This is a genomic window from Microbulbifer sp. HZ11, from assembly GCF_000708675.1.
Classification (GTDB): Bacteria; Pseudomonadota; Gammaproteobacteria; order Pseudomonadales; family Cellvibrionaceae; genus Microbulbifer.
In genome coordinates this window covers 1,628,844-1,647,224 of sequence record NZ_JELR01000001.1, presented here as the reverse complement: position 1 = coordinate 1,647,224, position 18,381 = coordinate 1,628,844, and the positions used below count along the sequence as shown (strand labels likewise).

Below are 18,381 nucleotides of genomic sequence, written 5' to 3'. Positions count from 1 at the left end.
TAAACGGTGCGGGTAACAGCCGCTCGACAGCCATCCATGGCGAGACTCAAGAATGTTCGATCTGGCCCCGGCCCCGCCATCCTTGGCGGGTCGCTAAACCGCGCGCAAAGCGATGCTTTGCAAGCGCGCGGTTTAGCCCTCTTCTTTCAGGTAGCGCTCGCGGGAAGCCATGACTTCCTTGCGCGCTGCTTCCGCGTCGGCCCAGCCGTCTACTTTTACCCACTTGCCCGCTTCCAGGGCTTTGTAGTTTTCGAAGTAGTGCTCGATCTGCTTGATCAGCAGCTCCGGCAGGTCGCCGATTTCGTTAACGTGGTCGTACAGCTTGGTCAGCTTGGTGTGCGGTACCGCCAGCAGTTTGGCGTCTACACCGGATTCGTCGGTCATGTTCAGCACGCCGATCACGCGGGAGCGGATGACGGAGCCAACCATTACCGGGTAAGGGGCTACAACCAGCACGTCCAGGGGGTCGCCGTCTTCGGACAGGGTCTGGGGCACGTAGCCATAGTTGGCCGGGTAGAACATGGGGGTAGCTACGAAACGGTCTACGAATACCGCGTCGGCGTCCTTGTCGACTTCGTATTTGATCGGATCGTGGTTGGCCGGGATCTCGATGATTACGTTGATATCGTTGGGCAGGTCTTTGCCTGGAGAAACCTTGTCGAAGCTCATTGCTGGTCCTGACTAATGTGTGATCGGAAAATTTGGAGGCCGGATTATATACCCTGAGCGGTCGCTAACATAGTCACTAGTATTAGATCCTGTGGCGCCTCCGCTCCCGGGTACAACCTTGCGAGACACGCCGTAGACCCGTCCATGGGGGCTCTGCACCGCCATCCATGGCGGTGAAGGTCTCGCAAGGTTGTACCCGGGATCGGCGGCTTCGCACGGTAGATCGCTGCGTTGACTATGCTTGAGGGCAAGAATCCACCTGCCTTGATCGCATGACGCGGTGGTCACAATAACGGAGCTTCTCATGGACGAGTCCACCGAACTGCCGCCATCCTCGCCGGCATCTGTCACCACCTCTGTATCTTCCCCGTCCCCCGCGGCCAATGGCACTCCCCGGGCGCTGAATCCCCGTGAGGTGCGCACGGTGGCCGACGCCCGGCGAATCGTGGAGGCGCGCAACCTGACCCATGTGAAGGTGGGCCTGTTCGATAACGACGGGGTGATGCGCGGCAAGTACATGAGCCGGGAGAAGTTCTTCTCCGCTCTCGACAAGGGCTTTGCTTTCTGTGATGTGGTGCTGGGCTGGGATATCCAGGACCAGTTGTACGACAACGCCCGCTATACCGGTTGGCATACAGGCTACCCGGATGCGCCGGTGCGGATTCTGCCCCATACCTGCCGTGAATTGCCGTTTGAAGACGGTATGTTGCTGTTTCTCGCGGAATTTGAGGGGGCGGCGGAGGCGGTGTGTCCGCGGGCTCTGTTGCGCAGGGTTATCGAGCGCTGCGAGAAGGCGGGGTTTGTGCCGTTTGCGGCGCTGGAATACGAGTTTTTCCTGTTTGATGAGACGCCGGATTCTGCCCGCGCCAAGGGATATCGGGATCTGAAGCCGTTTACACCTGGCTGGTTCGGCTATTCCATGATTCGCAATTCGGTGCACGCGGACCTGTACCACGAGATTCTGGCGTTTGCCGAGGAGATGGATTTTCCCATCGAGGGGCTGCACACAGAAACCGGTCCCGGGGTGCTGGAGGCGGCGATCACGGTGGATCACGCGGAGGCGGCCGGCGACAAGGCGGCGCTGTTCAAAACCTTTATCAAGGTGCTGGCGGAACGGCGCGGGCTGATGGCGACCTTTATGGCCAAGTGGTCCAACGACTATCCGGGCCAAAGCGGGCATATTCATCTGTCGTTGCGGAATAAAAAAGACAACGCTTCGGCGTTTTATGCTGACGGCCAGCCCCACTCCATGAGCGAAACCCAACGGCACTTTCTCGCCGGTCAGCAGCGGTTGATGCCGGAGTTGCTGTGTATGGTGGCACCCACCATCAACAGTTACCGCCGCATGATCCCCGGTTTCTGGGCGCCCACCGATGCCACCTGGGGGGTGGAAAACCGCACCGCCGCGCTGCGGGTAATTCCGGGTAGCGACAAGTCTCAGCGCCAGGAATACCGGCTCGGCGCCGCCGATGCCAATCCCTATCTCGCGCTGGCGGTTGCACTGGGTTCTGGTCTTTACGGTATCGAGCAGAGTTGGGAACCGGGCAAGGCCGTGGAGGGAAATGCCTACGAGGCGGAGCACCCCGGGGAGCTGGCACTACCGCGTACACTGTGGGATGCGGCGCAAAGACTAAAGCAATCCAAGGCGGCGCGAGATCTGTTTGGCGATGCGTTTGTAGAACACTTTGCCGCGAGTCGCGAGTGGGAAGAGCGGGAATACCGCAAGCATATCGGTGACTGGGAACTGCAGCGTTACTTCGAGATTATTTAATTCGTTCGATTGAGGCAGGAAGCCAGGCAAACACATGCAAAAACTCCAATGTATTTCCCCCATCGACAACAGCGTCTATGTCGAGCGCCCACTGGCAACAGAATACGAAATCCAGAATGCGCTGAGCAACGCGCACGGCGCCCAGCCCAGCTGGAAGCAGGTGCCGGTTGCTGAGCGCGCGGCACTGGTACGGGCAGCGGTAAAAATACTGCAGCAGAAAAAAGCACAATTGGCCGAAGAAATTTGCTGGCAGATGGGGCGGCCGATTCAATACGCCGGTGGTGAAATCGACGGCCTGGCCGAGCGCGCGCTGATGATGGCAGATCTGGCCGAAACAAAAGGCGGGCCACTGGCCGATATACAGTTACCAGAGAAACCGGGTTTTACCCGCTTTATTCGCCGGGAGCCACTGGGCACCAGCTTTGTGATCGCTCCCTGGAATTACCCCTATCTCACCGCCGTCAATGCCGTAGTGCCGGCAATACTGGCCGGCAACAGCGTGATACTCAAACACTCCGCGCAAACACCGCTTTGTGCGGAGCGCCTGGTGGAAGCCTTCATTGAGGCGGGATTGCCGCACGGTGTCTTCGAGTTCCTGCATCTGGATCACCGGGATGCCGAGCAGATTATTATCAACGGCGGCGTTCAGCATGTGGCCTTTACCGGGTCCGTCGCCGGTGGGGCTGCGGTGGAAAGTGCGGCAGCCGGACGTTTTCTCTCTGTTGGTCTGGAGCTTGGCGGAAAAGATCCGGCCTACGTGCGCGCGGATGCGGACCTCGAATATGCGGTAGCCTCGGTTGTGGACGGGGCCTTTTTCAACTCCGGTCAGTCCTGCTGTGGCATCGAGCGGGCTTACGTGCACGAGTCACTTTTTGACGATTTTGTGCGGCGTGCGACGGCGCTGATTCGCGAATATCGCCTCGGCCGCCCGGATGAGCAGTCTACAACACTGGGTCCGCTGGTACGCGCCAGTGCGGCGGACTTCGTGCGCGACCAGATTGATGAGGCCGTGGAACAGGGCGCACAGGCGCATATTGATGGCGGAGATTTTGAACTGGACCAGCGCGGCAGTGCCTATATGGCTCCGCAGCTGCTTACCAACGTCAATCACAATATGCGGGTGATGAGTGAGGAATCTTTTGGCCCGGTGTTGGGAGTGATGCCGGTGTCCGATGACGCCGAAGCCGTAGCGCTGATGAACGACAGCGAATACGGACTCACCGCAGCCATCTATTCTGCAGACCCAGAGGCCGCACTGGCACTGGGAGATAAGCTGCAGACCGGCACGGTATTCCTGAACCGCTGCGACTATCTCGACCCTGCACTGGCCTGGACCGGAGTCAAAAATTCCGGCCGCGGCTGCACCCTATCCGGTGTCGGCTTCGAACATCTCACCCGCCCGAAATCTTTCCACTTCAAACTAGAGCCCTGAGTCAGACCATGTCCGACAATCATTTTTTTACCAACTGGAATTACCCGACCGCCATGCGTGTCGGCCCCGGGCGGGTTGGCGAACTGCCGCAACTTTGCCGGGAAATGGGCATGGCGACCCCCATGCTGGTCACCGACCCGGGCCTTGCAGCGCTGCCAATGATTCAAAGTCTTGTGGAAAACTGCCTGGTGGCAGGTGTGCCGCTTACGGTATTCAGTGAGATCAAAGGCAATCCCACCGGCAAAAATGTGAGCGACGGTGTTGCGGTGTTCAAGGCCCACGGTTGCGACGGTGTGATTGCCTTTGGTGGTGGCTCTGCACTGGATGCGGGAAAAGCGATTGCGCTGATGGTGGGGCAGACTCATCCCATCTGGGAATTCGAGGATGTGGGGGATAACTATCTCAAGGTAAATACTCGCGGCATGGTGCCGGTGATTGCGGTACCCACCACCGCAGGAACCGGTTCAGAAGTGGGGCGCTCGTCGGTAATCACCGACGAGGAAGCCAAGCTTAAAAAAATTATTTTCCACCCGCGTATGCTGCCGGAAATCGTTGTCCTCGATCCCGAACTTACATTGGGACTGCCAGCGCCGATTACCGCAGCGACCGGAATGGACGCACTGTCCCATAATCTGGAAGCCTTCTGTGCGAGCAATTTTCACCCCATGGCGGAAGGGATTGCCCTGGAGGCCATGCGCTTGATCAATGTGTACTTGCCCCGCGCGGTGGCCGATGGCAATGATCTGGAAGCACGCATGCAGATGCTGGTGGCGTCCAGTATGGGCGCTACGGCTTTCCAGCGTGGTCTGGGTGCCATGCACGCGCTGGCCCATCCGCTCGGAGCGCTCTATGACAAACACCACGGTCTGTTGAACGCGATTCTGATGCCCTATGTGCTGACTGCCAACCGGGTGGCCATCGAGGAGCCCATGAGCCGATTGTCCCGCTATCTGGCGCTGCCAGGTGCGGGTTTTGCGGGGGTGCTGGACTGGGTATTGTTTTTGCGGCGGGACTTCGGCATCCCGAATACCCTGGTGGAAATCGGTATTGGTGAGGAAGACGCGGATCGGATCGCAAATATGGCTGCGGTGGATCCTTCGGCACCGGGGAATCCGCTGCCACTGTCTGTGGACGACTACCGGGGCGTTTTTCTCGATGCCTGCCGTGGGAATCTTTAACGGGTCGAGGGCATCAAGCCAGTTCCGCCAAAAGGGCATTAATTTCAGACTTGAGCGCTGCCCGTGACATTGGCGGCGTTTCTTTATTGTGAATCTGAATTGTGTACCAGAGTATCGCCAGATAGCGGTAAACCTGCTGCCACCGCTTGAGCTTTTCCAGATCCCCGTCCGTGACCGGGCGTTGTAAATACCCCTCGAGCAGCGCCTGCTGCTGATCATTCTCCATTTCAAACCCGAGAGTTACCGTGGCCAGATCGAAATAGGGGTGGCCGCAGGCCGCGTATTCCCAGTCGATTGCGCGCAGCCCCGCAAATTCACCCACGAGCAGGTTCGCGGGCAGCAGGTCGTTGTGGCACAGGCAGTAATTGTTCGTGATCTGGCTGCATTCTATTAGCCGCGGCCGGAGTTTTTCCCGCAGTAATTTCAGCGACGGGGACAGAGGATCATTTATGTTGATTGACTGCCAGTAGGTTGCGTCTTTGTCGGCGTAGTCGAGGTGTTTTGAGATTGGCGGGAGCTGATGTATTCGTCGCAGCATCCGCGACAGTTCAGCGATCGCGTCCGGCGCGGTCAACTCTAGTGGCCCGCCGTCAATGTAGCGGGTGACCAGGTAACGGTGGGCGGGGTCGACGTACACCAGCGGGGTACTCAGGCCCGCGGCACTGGCGAGTGTCAGGGCTTCCGCTTCTGTGGCTCGGTTCAGGTCCAGCGCACCGGAATTCTTCGCATTGATGCGCAGTACCAGTCTGTCGCTGCCGGCCTGAACAAGAAAGCTTTGGTTGGTTAGCCCGCCGCCAAGCAGGCGAACGATTACCGGTTGCTGGTCGCTCCAGTGTCGCCATTCATCGGCGAGCAGTTTGTCGACCTGTGCATTCATACCGCGACCGGTTGCTGCGGCTCGGAATGTTGCTGGCGATACAGCGCATACCACTGGAAGAAGCCAATGATCACAAGCACGACATACAGTAGGAACAGCAGGGCTGTGAGATACATGCCGCGGTCGATATACAGATAAATGGCTGCGCCATCAATCACGATCCAGTAAAGCCAGTTTTCCAGTACCTTGCGGGTGACCATATAGGTGGTTACCACTGCGCCCCAGGTGGTGAAGGAATCCAGGTAGGGCAGCGCGGCACTGGTGTAGTTATCCAGCACGTAGCCAAATATCAAAGTGAGTACGCCAACGCCTGTAAAAGCGTAGAGGTGCGTGGCTGCAGACCAGCGGTGAATATGCAGTTTTTCACCTTCTCTATTGCGATGCCGCCACTGCCACCAGCCGTACACGGCGATCACCAGATAAAAAATCTGCAGCGCCGATTCCATCAACAGGCTGACATCCCAGAACAGGAACAGGTAGATGGCGGTGCTGGCAAAGGCGGCGTACCAGCATAGGATATTTTCCCGCATGGCGAGCAGCAGATAGGTCAGTGCCAGCACTACCGCCGCCACTTCCCACAGGGTCATGGCGGCGTAGGCGGAGGCAATGGCTTCGCGGATTTCCGGGGAGAACATGGATCAGAGCCCGATATTGGGGTTCAGGTCGCCGTCGATAAATTTGCACACGAAAATGGCGCGCCCGAACTGCTCCCAGGACTTGCGCATTTCCGCTTTGAGCACATCCATCACTACATCGTATTCACCGAATACCTGAGTGCTCATGGTATTGGAGATGACCTGCAGTTGCGGTTGCTCGTTCAGGCGCTGGATAAAATCCTTGATCGCCGGGATGTACTCGTCTTTCAGTGGGTACATGCTGATTTCTACGGAGAGTTGCATATCAAGACTCCCAATTAAAAGGTGTAGCTGCCGGAGATACCCGCGGTGCGCGGTTCACCCAGCTGGTAGTAAGCCTCCGGCGCGTAGCCGTTGGCCGGATTGTTGCCGAACTGGTTGCTGAAGTAGAAACCGCGCGTGTAGATCACTTCGTCGGTCAGGTTTCTGCCCCAAAGGGAAAGGTCCCAGTTGTCGCCGCGGTAGGTGAGGCGTGCGTTGACCAGTTCGTAGGCGGTGGACTTCTCATTGTGGCTGTTGGAGAAGTAAAAGTCGTCTTTGCCTTCCAGTTCCACGCGCGCGCTTAGGTTATTGGTCAGCGCGTATTCCGCTCCGGTGAAATACTGATAGTTGGGCGCGTGGGCCAGGTCGCGGCCGCCGAGGTCTACCGGTGAAGTCTCGCCGGTGTTGTCATCGCGGCCGTCGACGTGGGTGCTGCTGACAAAGTCTTCGAATTCCGCATTCAGCCAACCGAAGGTGGCGAAGAGTTGCAGGCTATCGCTGGCCTGGAAGTTGATCTCCGCTTCGATACCGGTGCTGTGACCGCCAGCGGCATTGGCCAGGTAGTCATCGAAGGAAAAGTCTTCCGGGTTGAAAATGGATTGTTTGGCCTGAACGTCGCTGCGGTCCTGGTAGAAGGCGGCGACCTGGGCCTGCAGGCGGCTTTCCAGCCAGTCACCTTTTACCCCGAATTCGTAGTTCAGCATGCTCTCGGTATCGAACAGGAAGGTCTCGCTGCCGATGGCCGGATTGTTTTCTGAGGCGGAAATAATACGGCCGTTGACGCCGCCCGCCTTGTAGCCCCGGGACAGGGTGCCGTACAGCATGGTGTTGTCCGTGGCGCTGAACTGCAGGGTGATATTGCCGCCCCACAGGTCTTCGCTGGTGTCGCTGGTGACTGCGAGCGAGTCACTGTAATCCGCGCGGCGCTGCTCCAGGCGCAGGCCAGTAATCAATTCAAAACGCGCGCCAAGGGCGGTATTCAGCTGCCCGTACACGGCAGCGTTATCGGTATCAAACTGACTGGCAAAGCTGGCGTTGCGCTCCAGCGCTTCTTCTTCCGTGCGAAGGTAGACACCGGCTACCCAGCCAGTGCTGCCGCCAAACAGGCGACTTTCCTCGGTGGAGACCAGGCGTACATCGGCGCTCAGGTTGTCGCGGTTGCGCAGGTAGTTGTCGGTGGATACGTACTCCCAGGGGTGGAAGCCTACGTGGGTCCAGTCTTCGTCGTAGCCGTATTCGGTATCGGAGCTGGCGGCGCTCAGTACGGAATTGATGGTGAATAGTTCGCTGGCGCTCCACTGTGCACTAACCGCACCGGCGAGAGTCTCCTGGCGATCCCAGCCCGGCTGATCGGACAGGGTGTTGCGGGAGTTATCCAGGGTAAAGGCGTCGTAGCCGTTGTCCGCGTCCAGATAGAAGAGGGTGAAATCCAGCTGCAGGTCGTCGCTGGCCTGATAGCGCAGCTTGCCGCGGGCCACGGTCTCGTCAATATTGTTGGTGTCTTTGCGATCCAGGTAACGGTTGCAAACATAGCCGTCGGACTGCTGATTCTGTACCGCAAAGCGGTAGCTCAGCTGTTCTGAAAGCGGGCCGCTGGTCACGGCTGACAGAGTGCTGGAGCCGTAGCGGGCGGCTTCGGCGGATACCTTTGCAAAGGTTTCCGCGGTCGGCGCGTTGCTGGTCATGCTCACCAGACCGGCCAACGCGTTGGCGCCGTACACGGTGCCCTGAGGGCCGCGCAGGATCTCAACCTGCTGCATATCCAGGGTGCTGGCGGCGAGGCCCAGACCGGTAAAGTCGATACCGTCGACGATCAGGCCGACAGAGGGATTGACCGGGTCGATAAACTGGCTGCGCTCACCGATACCGCGGATCTGTATGAAACGGCCGCGAGATGCGCCGCTGGAGAAATTCACGTTGGGGGTCAGATTCAGCAGTTGCTCAAGGTTGGTAGCACCGCGGGTTTCGATGGCGGCTGCATCCAGTACGGATACACTGGTGGGGGTGTCGAGCGGGCTGGTGGCGCGCAGTTGGCTGGTGACCACCACTTCCTCGATGGCGGTGTCTGCGAGCGCGGCAGTGCTGATCAGCGCGGTTGCAGCGGCAATAGCGCGGGCGAGTGGTTTGAAAACGTTATTGGTATTCATGGCTCTCTCGTACAAATCAGTGAGAGACCCGGAGCGCGACGTGAAGAGGGGAGCTGGTGGACTACCTATTCCTACGCCGGTATTAGCCGGATCAGGTTTCAGGGAGACTCTGATTTCGCCAGAGGCTCCCAAGGGTTTGCCGATGAAGGCATCTCAGGCTTTCGCCACCCCTTAGGTTGTGCATGAGTTTTTTGCGGGCGCGATCCTATCAGATAAGCGAAGTGTCAGGAACTGTGGTGTGCACGGAGAACAGCTTCGATAGGATGGTCATATCTGAATCGCCTACTGTGCTTTTTCGCGCAAGGCCAAACGCGTACAGGAGTTGATATGCGCGCTTTTTCACTACTGGATCTCTCGCCCATCACCGAGGGAAGTGACGCCCGTACGGCGTTGATGAACTCCCTGGATCTGGCACAGCACGCGGAACGTTTCGGTTACCGGCGCTACTGGATGGCGGAGCACCACAATATGACCGGTGTAGCCAGTGCAGCGACGGCAGTGGCGCTGGGCCATATCGCCGCGGGCACCAACAAGATTCGCGTTGCCGCCGGTGGTGTCATGCTCCCCAATCACGCGCCACTGGTGATTGCCGAGCAGTTCGGCACCCTGGCCGCGCTTTACCCGGACCGGGTAGATCTGGGGCTGGGCAGGGCGCCTGGTACCGATGGCGCCACCATGACCGCACTGCGCCGGGATCCGCTGCACGCCGCCGATCAGTTCCCGGAAGATGTACGCGAGTTGTTGCACTACTTTGCCCCGGAGAAGCCGGGGCAGCGGGTGCGCGCAGTGCCGGGGGCAGGGCTTCAGGTGCCGATCTGGCTGCTGGGCTCCAGTCTCTACAGCGCGCAGCTGGCTGCGGCCATGGGACTGCCGTTTGCCTTTGCCTCTCACTTTGCCCCAGCGATGCTGGATCAGGCGTTGCATCTCTACCGGACTCAGTTTCAACCGTCGGAATCGCTTGCTGAACCCTATGCCGCTGCAGCGATCAATGTGTTTGCCGCGGACAACGCGGTTGAGGCGCGCAAGCTGATGACCTCCATCGAGCAGCAATTTGTCGCCCTGCGCCGGGGCACCCCCGGGAAAATCAAACCGCCGGTGGACGATCCGGAATCCATCGCCGGCCCCGCCGAACGCATGCAGGTGGCCCAGGCACTGGCGGAGAGCGCGGTGGGTACGAGGGATACCGTCGCCGAGTGGATTGATCGTTTTGTGGCGCGGACCCGGGTGGACGAGCTGATCGTCACCGGTGCTATCTATGATCACAGTGCGCGCCTGCGCTCCTTCGAACTGGCAGCCGATGTATTGCGGGAGCGAGTGGATGGCTGAAACTGCCCAGATCGATCGACAGATGCACTGGCGATGGTTCCTCGCCCACTTTCTGTTTGTGCTGGTGGCCTGGACGCTGTTTATCAAGTACCTGTTCCCCATCGCGGTTGCGCATTCCAGCGGTGCGCCCTGGGACAGTCATGTGTACTGGGACCTTTGGCCGGTGGCGCATCTGTGGCTGGGCTGGGCGCTACTCAGGCAGCCGGGTTACCTGCGCACTCTGGCTATCGTAATGTCCGTGGTGGAGATTGTGATTATCGTCACCAAGTTTGCGCTGTTTCTGGCCGAGCCCGATTGGGATATCTGGCGAACCAACTGGTTCGTTAACAAGGTTTTTGTGCTCACCTGTTTTATTCTTGTTCTCGCGACTGCACTGGCGGGACCGCGCGCGTTAAGTGCCCAATAAATGGAGGAAGCCACCATGGAAGGTAAGTTGCTACGCCGTCAATTTCTCAAAATGCTCGGGGCGGGTGTGGTCAGTGCCTGGGGCTTTCCGGGGTTGGCCAGTGCTCAGTCGCCGGTATTGCTGTCCAAGCCAATCCCCAGCAGTGGCGAATCATTACCGGTGATCGGTATGGGTACCTGGCGCACGTTTAATGTGGGCAACGATCCGGAGTTGCTGGCCGCGCGCACTCAGGTACTGAAGGCATTTTTTGCCAGCGGTGGTGGCCTGGTCGATTCGTCTCCCATGTATGGCTCCGCAGCCGATACCCTCGGCTTTGCACTGAAACAACTGGGCATTCCGAGAACACTGTTCAGTGCGGAAAAGGTCTGGAGCCCTGCCGGTGGCACCACCCGTGAACAGGTGACAAGCCTCGCCGAACGCTGGGGCCTGAAAACCTTTGATCTGGTGCAGGTGCACAACCTGGACGATTGGCAGGAACACCTGGCAGTGCTGCGTGAACTGAAGGCGAGTGGTGTTATCCGCTATCTCGGTATCACCACCTCCCACGGCCGCCGTCACCAGGAGTTTGAACAGGTGGTGGCGAGCACGGAAATCGATTTCGCCCAGATGACCTACAACATCACCCACCGCGAGGTGGAGGCGCGGCTGCTGCCGCTGGCGAAGGAGAGAGGAGTTGCTGTTATCGCCAATCGCCCCTACGACGGAGGGAGCCTGATCAAGGGGTTGAAGCGCAGGGAAAAAGTGCCCGCCTGGGCAGCGGAGGAATTTGGCTGTCGCACCTGGGCGGATTTCCTGCTCAAATTTATTGTCAGTCATCCTGCGGTGAACTGTGCCATTCCGGCAACCTCGCGGGTGGAGCACATGAACGAAAATATGGCGGCGGGCGCTGCGCCGCTGCCGGATGCAAAGACACGACAGAAAATGGTCGCGTATATCGAATCTCTGTAAATCCATTCTCCCCAGAAAAGTACCGAATAAGTGGGCGCACCATGAGCGAGTGGAATAGCTACCAGATCCAGGATTTTGTTCCCTTCAGTGCGGACGTGTACTTCCGCATGCTGGAACGAATGGGGGAAACCTTCTGGCCGCTGCAGCTGTTCACTCTGGCGGTAGGGGTTGCGGCGCTGCTACTCGCATTGCGCGGAAAATCCCGCGTAGCGCTTCTACTTCTTGCGCCGGTATGGGTATTTGTCGGCGTGGCTTTTTTCGCACAGCGATATGCGAATCTGAACTGGATTGGGCAAATTCTCGGTTGGGTCTGGATTGCGCAGGCGGCGCTGTTGGTTTTGCTTGCGGCGACAGGGCGCGGCACTGCGGGTCCCGTGGAGTCCCATTCAGCAAACAACATCACCGGTGTGCTGATTTCCTTGGTTGGTTTACTGATGTTTCCGTTGCTGGCGCCGGTGCTTGATACCAGCTGGACACAGGCGGAAGTCTTTGGGTTGCATCCGGACCCCACAGGGGTGGTGAGCCTGGGTATTTTTATGATCGCCCTGCGCGGCTGGGCTCAGTGGTTGACCTGCCTGGTCCCCCTGCTGTGGATCACGCTATCTGCACTCACCCTGCAGGTACTCGAGGCACCCTGGTGGGGAGCTCTGTTTGCGGTAGCTGCCGTGGCTGTTGGCAGCCTGATTGGGCAGTCTCGCGTCGTGTTAGCCCGGTCTGGGCGATAGATTGCCCTTCCCCCTCGATTATTCTGTCAGGCCGGTTTTTAATTTTTGGTCAGGCACGTATAATCCTGCCCCAATAAACAAACCGCATCGATTTGGTCTGTTCGTTTTTCGAGCGGGTCGGTCGCGATGCGCACTTCGCTGCACAGGCGGGAATAACAGGAGATCGATTGATGAAAATCGCATTGATGAACGAATTCAGCCAGGCATCCAAAAACGCCGTGGTTCTAAAAGAGCTGCAGGACGTTGCCGGCGAACTGGGCCACACCGTGTACAACACCGGTATGAGCGACGACAACGATCACCGCCTGACCTACATCCACCTAGGCATCATGGGCAGCCTGCTGCTTAACTCCAAAGCCGTGGACTTCGTGGTAAGCGGCTGTGGCACCGGCCAGGGCGCGCTCATGTCGTTGAACGCCTATCCTGGCGTAACCTGTGGCTACTGCATTGACCCGGCAGATGCCTTCCTGTTTGCCCAGATCAACAACGGCAACGCGCTGGCCATTCCCTTCGCCAAGGGCTTCGGCTGGGGTGCGGAGCTGAATATTCGCTACATGTTCGAAAAAGCCTTCACCGGCGTAAAAGGCCAGGGCTACCCGCCGGAGCGTAAAGAATCCCAGGTGGCCAACGCCGGTATCCTGAACCACATCAAGGAAGCCACCGGCAAAGCTTACCTGGACGGCCTCAAAGCCATCGATCCGGAGCTGGTGAAAACCGCCGTAACCGGCGAGCGCTTCCAGGCCTGTTTCTTTGAAAACAGCCAGGACCAGGAGCTGACCGACTTCGTACGCAGTGTGCTGGATTCCTGAGTGAAGCCGCGCTAAACAGGCGCAGCTTTCAAAAGGCCGCTCCGGAAACTCCGGAGCGGCCTTTTTTGTTATAGTCGTTTATTACTTCTAGATTCTGGCGAGGGACCTGCGCAGATGTCCAAGGGAAAACGGAACGCTACCGTGCCCTATCTTCAGGAAGGCGAACGCGTGGTCCTGTTCGATGGGGTTTGCCGGCTGTGTTCCTTCTGGGCGCGCTTTCTGCTGAAGTTCGATCGCCATCGCCGCCTGAAACTCGCCACTGTGCAATCGGAAGAGGGGCAGGCGATCCTGTCGTTTTTCGCTATGCCCCTCGATGAATACGAAACCCTGCTTCTGGTTGAAAGTGGCCAGATGTATGTAAAATCGGATGCGATACTGCGTATTCTAAAACTGCTCCCTTTTCCCTGGCCGGCACTCAGCTGCTTTCGACTGATACCACCCTCGGTGCGCGACTGGATATACGACCGGGTCGCGCGCAACCGGTATCGTTTGTTCGGAAAACAATTGGAGTGTGCCCTGCCTCGCGCAGAAGATCGAGCGCGTTTTATCAGTAAAAAGAAGTCCCCTGAAATGGAAATACGCAAAGCATTGCCAACGGATTTCGAACAAATCTGGCCAATTTTTTTCCAGGTGGTCAGCGCCGGGGATACCTACGCCTATGCGCCGGACACTTCACGGGATCAAGCCTACAAAATCTGGATGGACGTGCCGCGCAAGACTTACGTGTGCGAAGAGGCCGGGGAGATTCTGGGTACCTACTACCTGAAAACCAATCAGGCCGGTCCGGGATCCCATGTGTGTAACTGTGGCTACATGGTGGCAGCCTCTGCCCGCGGCAGGGGACTGGCCTCCGCCATGTGTGAACACTCCCAAGATGTAGCACGTGAGCTGGGGTACCGGGCGATGCAGTTCAACTTTGTTGCCTCCACTAATCAGGGCGCGGTGCGCCTGTGGAAGAAGTTGGGTTTTGACGAGGTGGGTCGCCTGCCCGGCGCTTTCAATCATCCCACTGCTGGATTTGTGGATGCGCTGGTGATGTACAAGACACTCGTCGATTGAAATGAGCAAGTAATGCCAAAGGAGCTGGTGACGGTAAATGGAGTTTACGAACGATAAAGATCGGTTGCGGGGCGGCACGGATAAACGTTGCTGTGTCTGCGAAGAACCTATTCCGGTTCACTTGCGGCAAACCATGGCCTCGAGAGACTGGCCTCACTGTGGTGCCCACGAATGCGCCCGATTTCTTTCGCAGCGGGAAAGCATGCCGGAACCGCTGTTTCTCGCCCAATTGACCGGGTTAAAGTCGCGGATTCGAGACCGCAAGGTTTACCAGCAGGACCGTGAGCGGAGGATTCTGGCGCGGGTCGAGGGGGAGGCGGACGAGAATCGACGCCAGCTGGATTCCTTTTTGGCCATGCGCACAGACCTGGATCGTCGTGATGTTCATCCGATGGTGATTCCCGTAGGGCGCAGTAAAGTGGTGCCACTATCCAGTGCGCGTATCGAAAAGTATCGCGAGCACCTGTTGGCCGTGGCCGCGGAAGCCGAAACTTACCTGTCGGTGGCGGAAGTTTGTGAGGACCAGAACCTGCGCCCATCCGTCAACCGGGCCCTACATGAGGAGCGCTTCACGCAGGATTCCCGGGTTCAGAAAATCAGCGATCGCCTGTGCGCTGCCTGCCGGGGGGCATGCTGTTCTTCGGGAGGCGAGACCGCGTATCTGTCCCCACTGAGTTTACGCAAGGCGAGTGACGCTTACCCGGCGCTCGATACCGCCGAAATAGTCTCCTTGTACCTATCCCGCCTACCGTCCGAGTCTATCGAACATGCCTGCATCAACCAGACGGCCAGTGGATGCAGCCTGCCGAAAACCTTGCGCTCGGATATTTGCAACGCTTACTTTTGCGACCCGCTGCTGGAATATCATCGCGAAAGCTCGAGTGTGGAACCCAAGCCGGCGGTATTTGCCATTCAGCGGGAAGCCACGTTTGTCGGTACTCTCGATCCCGATACACCCAACGGAATTATCGATACGGTTCTGGTAACCGAAGACGGGGTCGAGCGGATATAAGGGTGCTTGGGTTGGGCCAGTGAATGTTTTATCGGGTCAGCATCTTTAACCGAAAATTTGCATTACACTGCGTGCTTTGATCCTATCGAATGATTCTATCCATTAACGCTATTCATTAACCATATCCCTTGGCTAATGTCCTGGAGCCTGTATGAGTCAGCCCGATGTGAGTAACTGGCTGGATAATCTCCCCGAAGCTTTTCTCGCCTATCTGAACGGCCGTCGCCTGGATGAGGTGGAGTGCATTGTCCCGGATCTGAACGGCATGTCCCGGGGCAAGGCGATGCCGCTGAATAAGTTCTCTCCGGAAACGCCAATCTTCCTGCCGATTTCCATCTTCTACCAGACCATCACCGGTCAGGATGTGGAGATGGATATCGAAAACCAGTGGGCGGAAAGCGATATGGCGCTGGTGCCGGATATGTCCACCGCCATGGCGGTGCCCTGGGCGAAAACACCGGCACTGCAGATTATTCATGACCTGCAGGACCTGGACGGCAACCCCATCCCCTGTGCGCCGCGCAATGTTCTGAAACGGGTGATTGGCATGTACCGGGAGCGGGGCTGGCAGCCGATTGTGGCGCCGGAGCTGGAGTTCTATCTGACCCGCCCGAACGTGGACCCCAATGAGCCTATCCAGCCGCCCATCGGTCGCAACGGACGCTCGGGAACTTCCCTGCAGTCCTATTCGATGACCGCCATCGATGAGTATGGCCCGGTCATCGATACCATTTACGAGTTCGCCGAGGCCGCGGGCCTGCATATCGACTCGGTGATTCAGGAAGACGGTGCCGGCCAGGTGGAGTTCAACCTCACCCACGGCGACCCGCTTTTACTGGCGGACCAGGTGTTCTACTTCAAGCGTATTATCCGTGAAGCGGCGCTCAAGAATGGTATGTTTGCGACCTTTATGGCCAAGCCCATGCGCGACCAGCCGGGCAGCGCCATGCATATTCACCAGAGTGTGGTGGATATCGATACCGGCAAAAATGTGTTTTCCTCCGAAGACGGTAGTGCCTCGGATCTGTTCCGCTACTTTATCGGCGGAACCCAGAAGCACCTGCGGGAAATCATGCCGTTTATCGCGCCTAACGTGAATTCCTACCGCCGCTACGTGCTGTCGGACAATTCCAGTGCGCCCACCAACATCGGCTGGGGCTACGACAACCGTGCCACCGGCCTGCGGGTACCCAACTCCGGCGCCCAGGATCGCCGCCTGGAAAACCGTGTGGTTGGCGTGGATGCGAATCCCTATCTGGCGATTGCGGCAAGTCTGGTGTGTGGTTATCTCGGCATGATCAACGGTATCGAGCCGAGTGCGCCGGCCGCGTCGGAACTGGATGAGGCGCAGGAAGAAAACTTTTATATCCCGCTGACTTTTGATGAGGCGTTGCGCATCTTTGACGATGCCGATGAGTTGCGCCAGGCAATGGGGGAGGACTTCTGCCAGCTCTACGCGGCGGTAAAGTACGAGGAGATGCGCCTGTTCCACCGGGAGATTTCCCCGTGGGAGCGGCAACACCTTTTGCTGAACGTCTAGTTACTGAAGGTATAGTTACTGCACGTAGAGTCGCCATCAAAAAAGGCCCCATCCGTTTCCGGTTGGGGCCTTTTTCATTAGCAAAGCCTGTGACGATTAAACGTCAAAGCCTTCCTTCAGTTTTTTATCCACCAGGGCCTTTTTCAGGCGCGCATATTGCGGAATGCCATTTTTGTAAGGCGGGTAGTCCTCGCCCTGGATCAGTGGTTCCAGGTAGTCGCGGCCGGCCTGGGTGATGCCGAAGCCGTCATCGGAAATAAATTCCTTGGGCATGAACTTCTCGACGTTGGCCACCTCGGAAAGCGGAGCCTCGCCAATGGTCCAGCTGTAGTCGGCGGCACTGGTGCCGTTGCGTTCAATGGTCGGCATGATGGCATTCTTGCCGGCCACCGCCGCTTCCACCGCCGCCTTGCCCACAGCGTATGCCTGCTCTACGTCGGTGGCGGAAGCGATATGGCGCGCAGCGCGCTGCAGGTAGTCCGCCAGGGCCCAGTGGTATTTGAGGCCCAGTTCGTCTTTGACCATTTTGGCCAGAGTGGGTGCTACGCCACCCAGCTGTTTATGGCCGAAGGCATCCACACTGCCGGCGTCGGCCAGGAAGGTGCCGTCTTCGTACTGGGCACCTTCGGAGGCGACGATCACGCAGTAGCCCTTTTCATTGACGGTCTGTTGCACCTTGGCGAGGAACTTTTCTTTATCAAAAGCCACTTCTGGCAACAGGATAATGTGCGGGGCATCGCCTTCCTGTTCCTGGGCGAGGGCGCCGGCGGCGGCAATCCAGCCCGCGTGACGGCCCATCACTTCAACGATGAAAACTTTGGTGGAGGTGGCGCACATGGAGGCCACATCTAATGCCGCTTCCTTGGTGGAGACGGCGACGTACTTGGCCACGGAGCCAAAGCCCGGGCAGTTGTCGGTAAACGGCAGGTCATTATCCACCGTCTTGGGAATGTGGATTGCCTGGATGGGGTAGCCCATCTTTTCCGACAGCTGGGAAATCTTGAGGCAGGTATCGGCGGAATCGCCACCGCCGTTATAGAAGAAGTAACCGATGTTGTGGGCTTTGAACACTTCGATCAGGCGCTCGTACTCCGCGCGGTTCTGCTCCAGGCTCTTCAGTTTATAGCGGCAGGAACCAAAGGCACCGGACGGGGTGTGGCGCAGGGCTGCGATAGTCTCGGTGGATTCCTGGCTGACGTCGATGAGTTCTTCCTTGAGGGCGCCGACGATGCCATTGAGGCCGGCGTAGACATTGCCGATCTTGTCGCTGTGCTGGCGGGCGGTCTCGATGACTCCGCAGGCGGAGGCGTTGATAACGGCGGTCACACCGCCAGATTGCGCGTAAAAAGCGTTCTTCTTCGACATGTCTATCCTATGGCTTCTCGTCAAAAGTCACCCGTAGCGTGGGGTGGGAGCGGCGGGCGGCTCTTGGCGGCTACCTCACGCGGCGCGAAGTCTAATGTATTCATATGGCAATTGCATGGAATTGCGGGCATTCGACACTTACTGTGGTAAAAGGCCGTGATAAGCTTGCGCGTCGTCGATTTTTCGAGCACTGCTGATACTTCCTGCCGTTGACCAAAGCA

General features: G+C 58.2%; 17 protein-coding genes and 1 riboswitch. Of the genes, 11 read left to right on the top strand and 6 right to left on the bottom strand.

The window, feature by feature from the left end:
• Positions 1 to 132: 132 nt before the first annotated feature.
• Positions 133 to 669 (bottom strand): inorganic diphosphatase, encoded by a 537-nt coding sequence (gene ppa, locus AU11_RS07075; protein ID WP_043317483.1) that lies wholly within the window; start codon positions 667 to 669, stop codon positions 133 to 135.
• 304 nt (positions 670 to 973) lie between these two features.
• Here ppa and AU11_RS07070 point away from each other — a divergent pair, with 304 nt between their 5' ends.
• Genes AU11_RS07070 through AU11_RS07060 form a run of 3 tightly spaced genes read left to right on the top strand, consistent with a single transcriptional unit; the run spans position 974 to position 5,050 of the window.
• Complete coding sequence (locus AU11_RS07070) at positions 974 to 2,440, top strand: glutamine synthetase family protein (RefSeq protein WP_081847975.1); 1,467 nt, start codon at positions 974 to 976, stop codon at positions 2,438 to 2,440.
• Between the two features lie 34 nt (positions 2,441 to 2,474).
• Entirely contained in the window at positions 2,475 to 3,872 is a 1,398-nt protein-coding gene (locus AU11_RS07065; protein ID WP_043317481.1) for an aldehyde dehydrogenase family protein, read from the top strand.
• 8 nt (positions 3,873 to 3,880) lie between these two features.
• A complete protein-coding gene (locus AU11_RS07060) occupies positions 3,881 to 5,050 on the top strand; it encodes an iron-containing alcohol dehydrogenase (protein WP_043317479.1) in 1,170 nt (389 codons plus the stop codon).
• Between the two features lie 13 nt (positions 5,051 to 5,063).
• Here the strand turns inward: AU11_RS07060 and AU11_RS07055 are convergent, their stop codons facing one another.
• From AU11_RS07055 to AU11_RS07040, 4 genes are read right to left on the bottom strand one after another with little or no spacing between them, the layout of a single operon-like run.
• Positions 5,064 to 5,927, bottom strand: a complete 864-nt coding sequence (locus AU11_RS07055) for a choline kinase family protein (protein ID WP_043317477.1) — start codon at positions 5,925 to 5,927, stop codon at positions 5,064 to 5,066.
• Positions 5,924 to 6,562 (bottom strand): nicotinamide riboside transporter PnuC, encoded by a 639-nt coding sequence (gene pnuC, locus AU11_RS07050; RefSeq protein WP_043317475.1) that lies wholly within the window; start codon positions 6,560 to 6,562, stop codon positions 5,924 to 5,926. Before pnuC ends, AU11_RS07055 begins: the two co-directional genes overlap by 4 nt.
• 3 nt (positions 6,563 to 6,565) lie before the next feature.
• Positions 6,566 to 6,826 carry a YkoF family thiamine/hydroxymethylpyrimidine-binding protein gene (locus AU11_RS07045; protein ID WP_043317474.1) on the bottom strand — a complete coding sequence of 87 codons (261 nt, stop codon included), beginning with the start codon at positions 6,824 to 6,826 and terminating at the stop codon, positions 6,566 to 6,568.
• A gap of 14 nt (positions 6,827 to 6,840) precedes the next feature.
• Positions 6,841 to 8,970, bottom strand: a complete 2,130-nt coding sequence (locus AU11_RS07040; protein WP_043317472.1) for a TonB-dependent receptor — start codon at positions 8,968 to 8,970, stop codon at positions 6,841 to 6,843.
• Positions 8,971 to 9,021: 51 nt separating this feature from the next.
• Positions 9,022 to 9,152: riboswitch (TPP riboswitch) on the bottom strand.
• 145 nt (positions 9,153 to 9,297) lie between these two features.
• Here AU11_RS07040 and AU11_RS07035 point away from each other — a divergent pair.
• The 8 genes from AU11_RS07035 (at position 9,298) to AU11_RS07000 (ending at position 16,795) form a co-directional block, all read left to right on the top strand.
• On the top strand, positions 9,298 to 10,296 hold the full coding sequence (locus AU11_RS07035) for an LLM class flavin-dependent oxidoreductase (protein ID WP_043317470.1): 999 nt from the start codon (positions 9,298 to 9,300) through the stop codon (positions 10,294 to 10,296).
• Positions 10,289 to 10,702, top strand: coding sequence for a hypothetical protein (locus AU11_RS07030; RefSeq protein ID WP_043317468.1), 414 nt, complete (start codon positions 10,289 to 10,291; stop codon positions 10,700 to 10,702). The genes AU11_RS07035 and AU11_RS07030 overlap by 8 nt, the downstream gene beginning before the upstream one ends.
• A gap of 15 nt (positions 10,703 to 10,717) precedes the next feature.
• A complete protein-coding gene (locus AU11_RS07025) occupies positions 10,718 to 11,650 on the top strand; it encodes an aldo/keto reductase (protein ID WP_043318419.1) in 933 nt (310 codons plus the stop codon).
• 41 nt (positions 11,651 to 11,691) lie between these two features.
• A complete protein-coding gene (locus AU11_RS07020) occupies positions 11,692 to 12,375 on the top strand; it encodes a DUF6064 family protein (protein WP_043317466.1) in 684 nt (227 codons plus the stop codon).
• A gap of 170 nt (positions 12,376 to 12,545) precedes the next feature.
• On the top strand, positions 12,546 to 13,184 hold the full coding sequence (locus tag AU11_RS07015; protein ID WP_043317464.1) for an RpiB/LacA/LacB family sugar-phosphate isomerase: 639 nt from the start codon (positions 12,546 to 12,548) through the stop codon (positions 13,182 to 13,184).
• Positions 13,185 to 13,298: 114 nt separating this feature from the next.
• A complete protein-coding gene (locus tag AU11_RS18040) occupies positions 13,299 to 14,243 on the top strand; it encodes a GNAT family N-acetyltransferase (RefSeq protein ID WP_081847974.1) in 945 nt (314 codons plus the stop codon).
• A 202-nt stretch (positions 14,244 to 14,445) separates the two neighbouring features.
• The gene (locus AU11_RS07005) at positions 14,446 to 15,255 is read left to right on the top strand and encodes a hypothetical protein (RefSeq protein WP_043317462.1); all 810 of its coding nucleotides are present in this window, start codon (positions 14,446 to 14,448) and stop codon (positions 15,253 to 15,255) included.
• 151 nt (positions 15,256 to 15,406) lie between these two features.
• On the top strand, positions 15,407 to 16,795 hold the full coding sequence (locus AU11_RS07000) for a glutamine synthetase family protein (RefSeq protein WP_081847973.1): 1,389 nt from the start codon (positions 15,407 to 15,409) through the stop codon (positions 16,793 to 16,795).
• Between the two features lie 96 nt (positions 16,796 to 16,891).
• Here AU11_RS07000 and AU11_RS06995 read toward each other — a convergent pair whose 3' ends face one another.
• Complete coding sequence (locus AU11_RS06995) at positions 16,892 to 18,160, bottom strand: 6-phosphofructokinase (protein WP_043317460.1); 1,269 nt, start codon at positions 18,158 to 18,160, stop codon at positions 16,892 to 16,894.
• Positions 18,161 to 18,381 lie beyond the last annotated feature (221 nt).

Coding starts and splice junctions, on each gene's coding strand:
- AU11_RS07040 (WP_043317472.1), bottom strand. CDS start 8,970: ATGAATACCAATAACGTTTTCAAACCACTCGCCCGCGCTATTGCCGCT.
- AU11_RS07000 (WP_081847973.1), top strand. CDS start 15,407: ATGAGTCAGCCCGATGTGAGTAACTGGCTGGATAATCTCCCCGAAGCT.
- AU11_RS07045 (WP_043317474.1), bottom strand. CDS start 6,826: ATGCAACTCTCCGTAGAAATCAGCATGTACCCACTGAAAGACGAGTAC.
- AU11_RS07070 (WP_081847975.1), top strand. CDS start 974: ATGGACGAGTCCACCGAACTGCCGCCATCCTCGCCGGCATCTGTCACC.
- AU11_RS07035 (WP_043317470.1), top strand. CDS start 9,298: ATGCGCGCTTTTTCACTACTGGATCTCTCGCCCATCACCGAGGGAAGT.
- AU11_RS07065 (WP_043317481.1), top strand. CDS start 2,475: ATGCAAAAACTCCAATGTATTTCCCCCATCGACAACAGCGTCTATGTC.
- ppa (WP_043317483.1), bottom strand. CDS start 669: ATGAGCTTCGACAAGGTTTCTCCAGGCAAAGACCTGCCCAACGATATC.
- AU11_RS07020 (WP_043317466.1), top strand. CDS start 11,692: ATGAGCGAGTGGAATAGCTACCAGATCCAGGATTTTGTTCCCTTCAGT.
- AU11_RS07055 (WP_043317477.1), bottom strand. CDS start 5,927: ATGAATGCACAGGTCGACAAACTGCTCGCCGATGAATGGCGACACTGG.
- AU11_RS07015 (WP_043317464.1), top strand. CDS start 12,546: ATGAAAATCGCATTGATGAACGAATTCAGCCAGGCATCCAAAAACGCC.
- AU11_RS07005 (WP_043317462.1), top strand. CDS start 14,446: ATGCCGGAACCGCTGTTTCTCGCCCAATTGACCGGGTTAAAGTCGCGG.
- AU11_RS07030 (WP_043317468.1), top strand. CDS start 10,289: ATGGCTGAAACTGCCCAGATCGATCGACAGATGCACTGGCGATGGTTC.
- AU11_RS06995 (WP_043317460.1), bottom strand. CDS start 18,160: ATGTCGAAGAAGAACGCTTTTTACGCGCAATCTGGCGGTGTGACCGCC.
- AU11_RS07025 (WP_043318419.1), top strand. CDS start 10,718: ATGGAAGGTAAGTTGCTACGCCGTCAATTTCTCAAAATGCTCGGGGCG.
- AU11_RS18040 (WP_081847974.1), top strand. CDS start 13,299: ATGTCCAAGGGAAAACGGAACGCTACCGTGCCCTATCTTCAGGAAGGC.
- pnuC (WP_043317475.1), bottom strand. CDS start 6,562: ATGTTCTCCCCGGAAATCCGCGAAGCCATTGCCTCCGCCTACGCCGCC.
- AU11_RS07060 (WP_043317479.1), top strand. CDS start 3,881: ATGTCCGACAATCATTTTTTTACCAACTGGAATTACCCGACCGCCATG.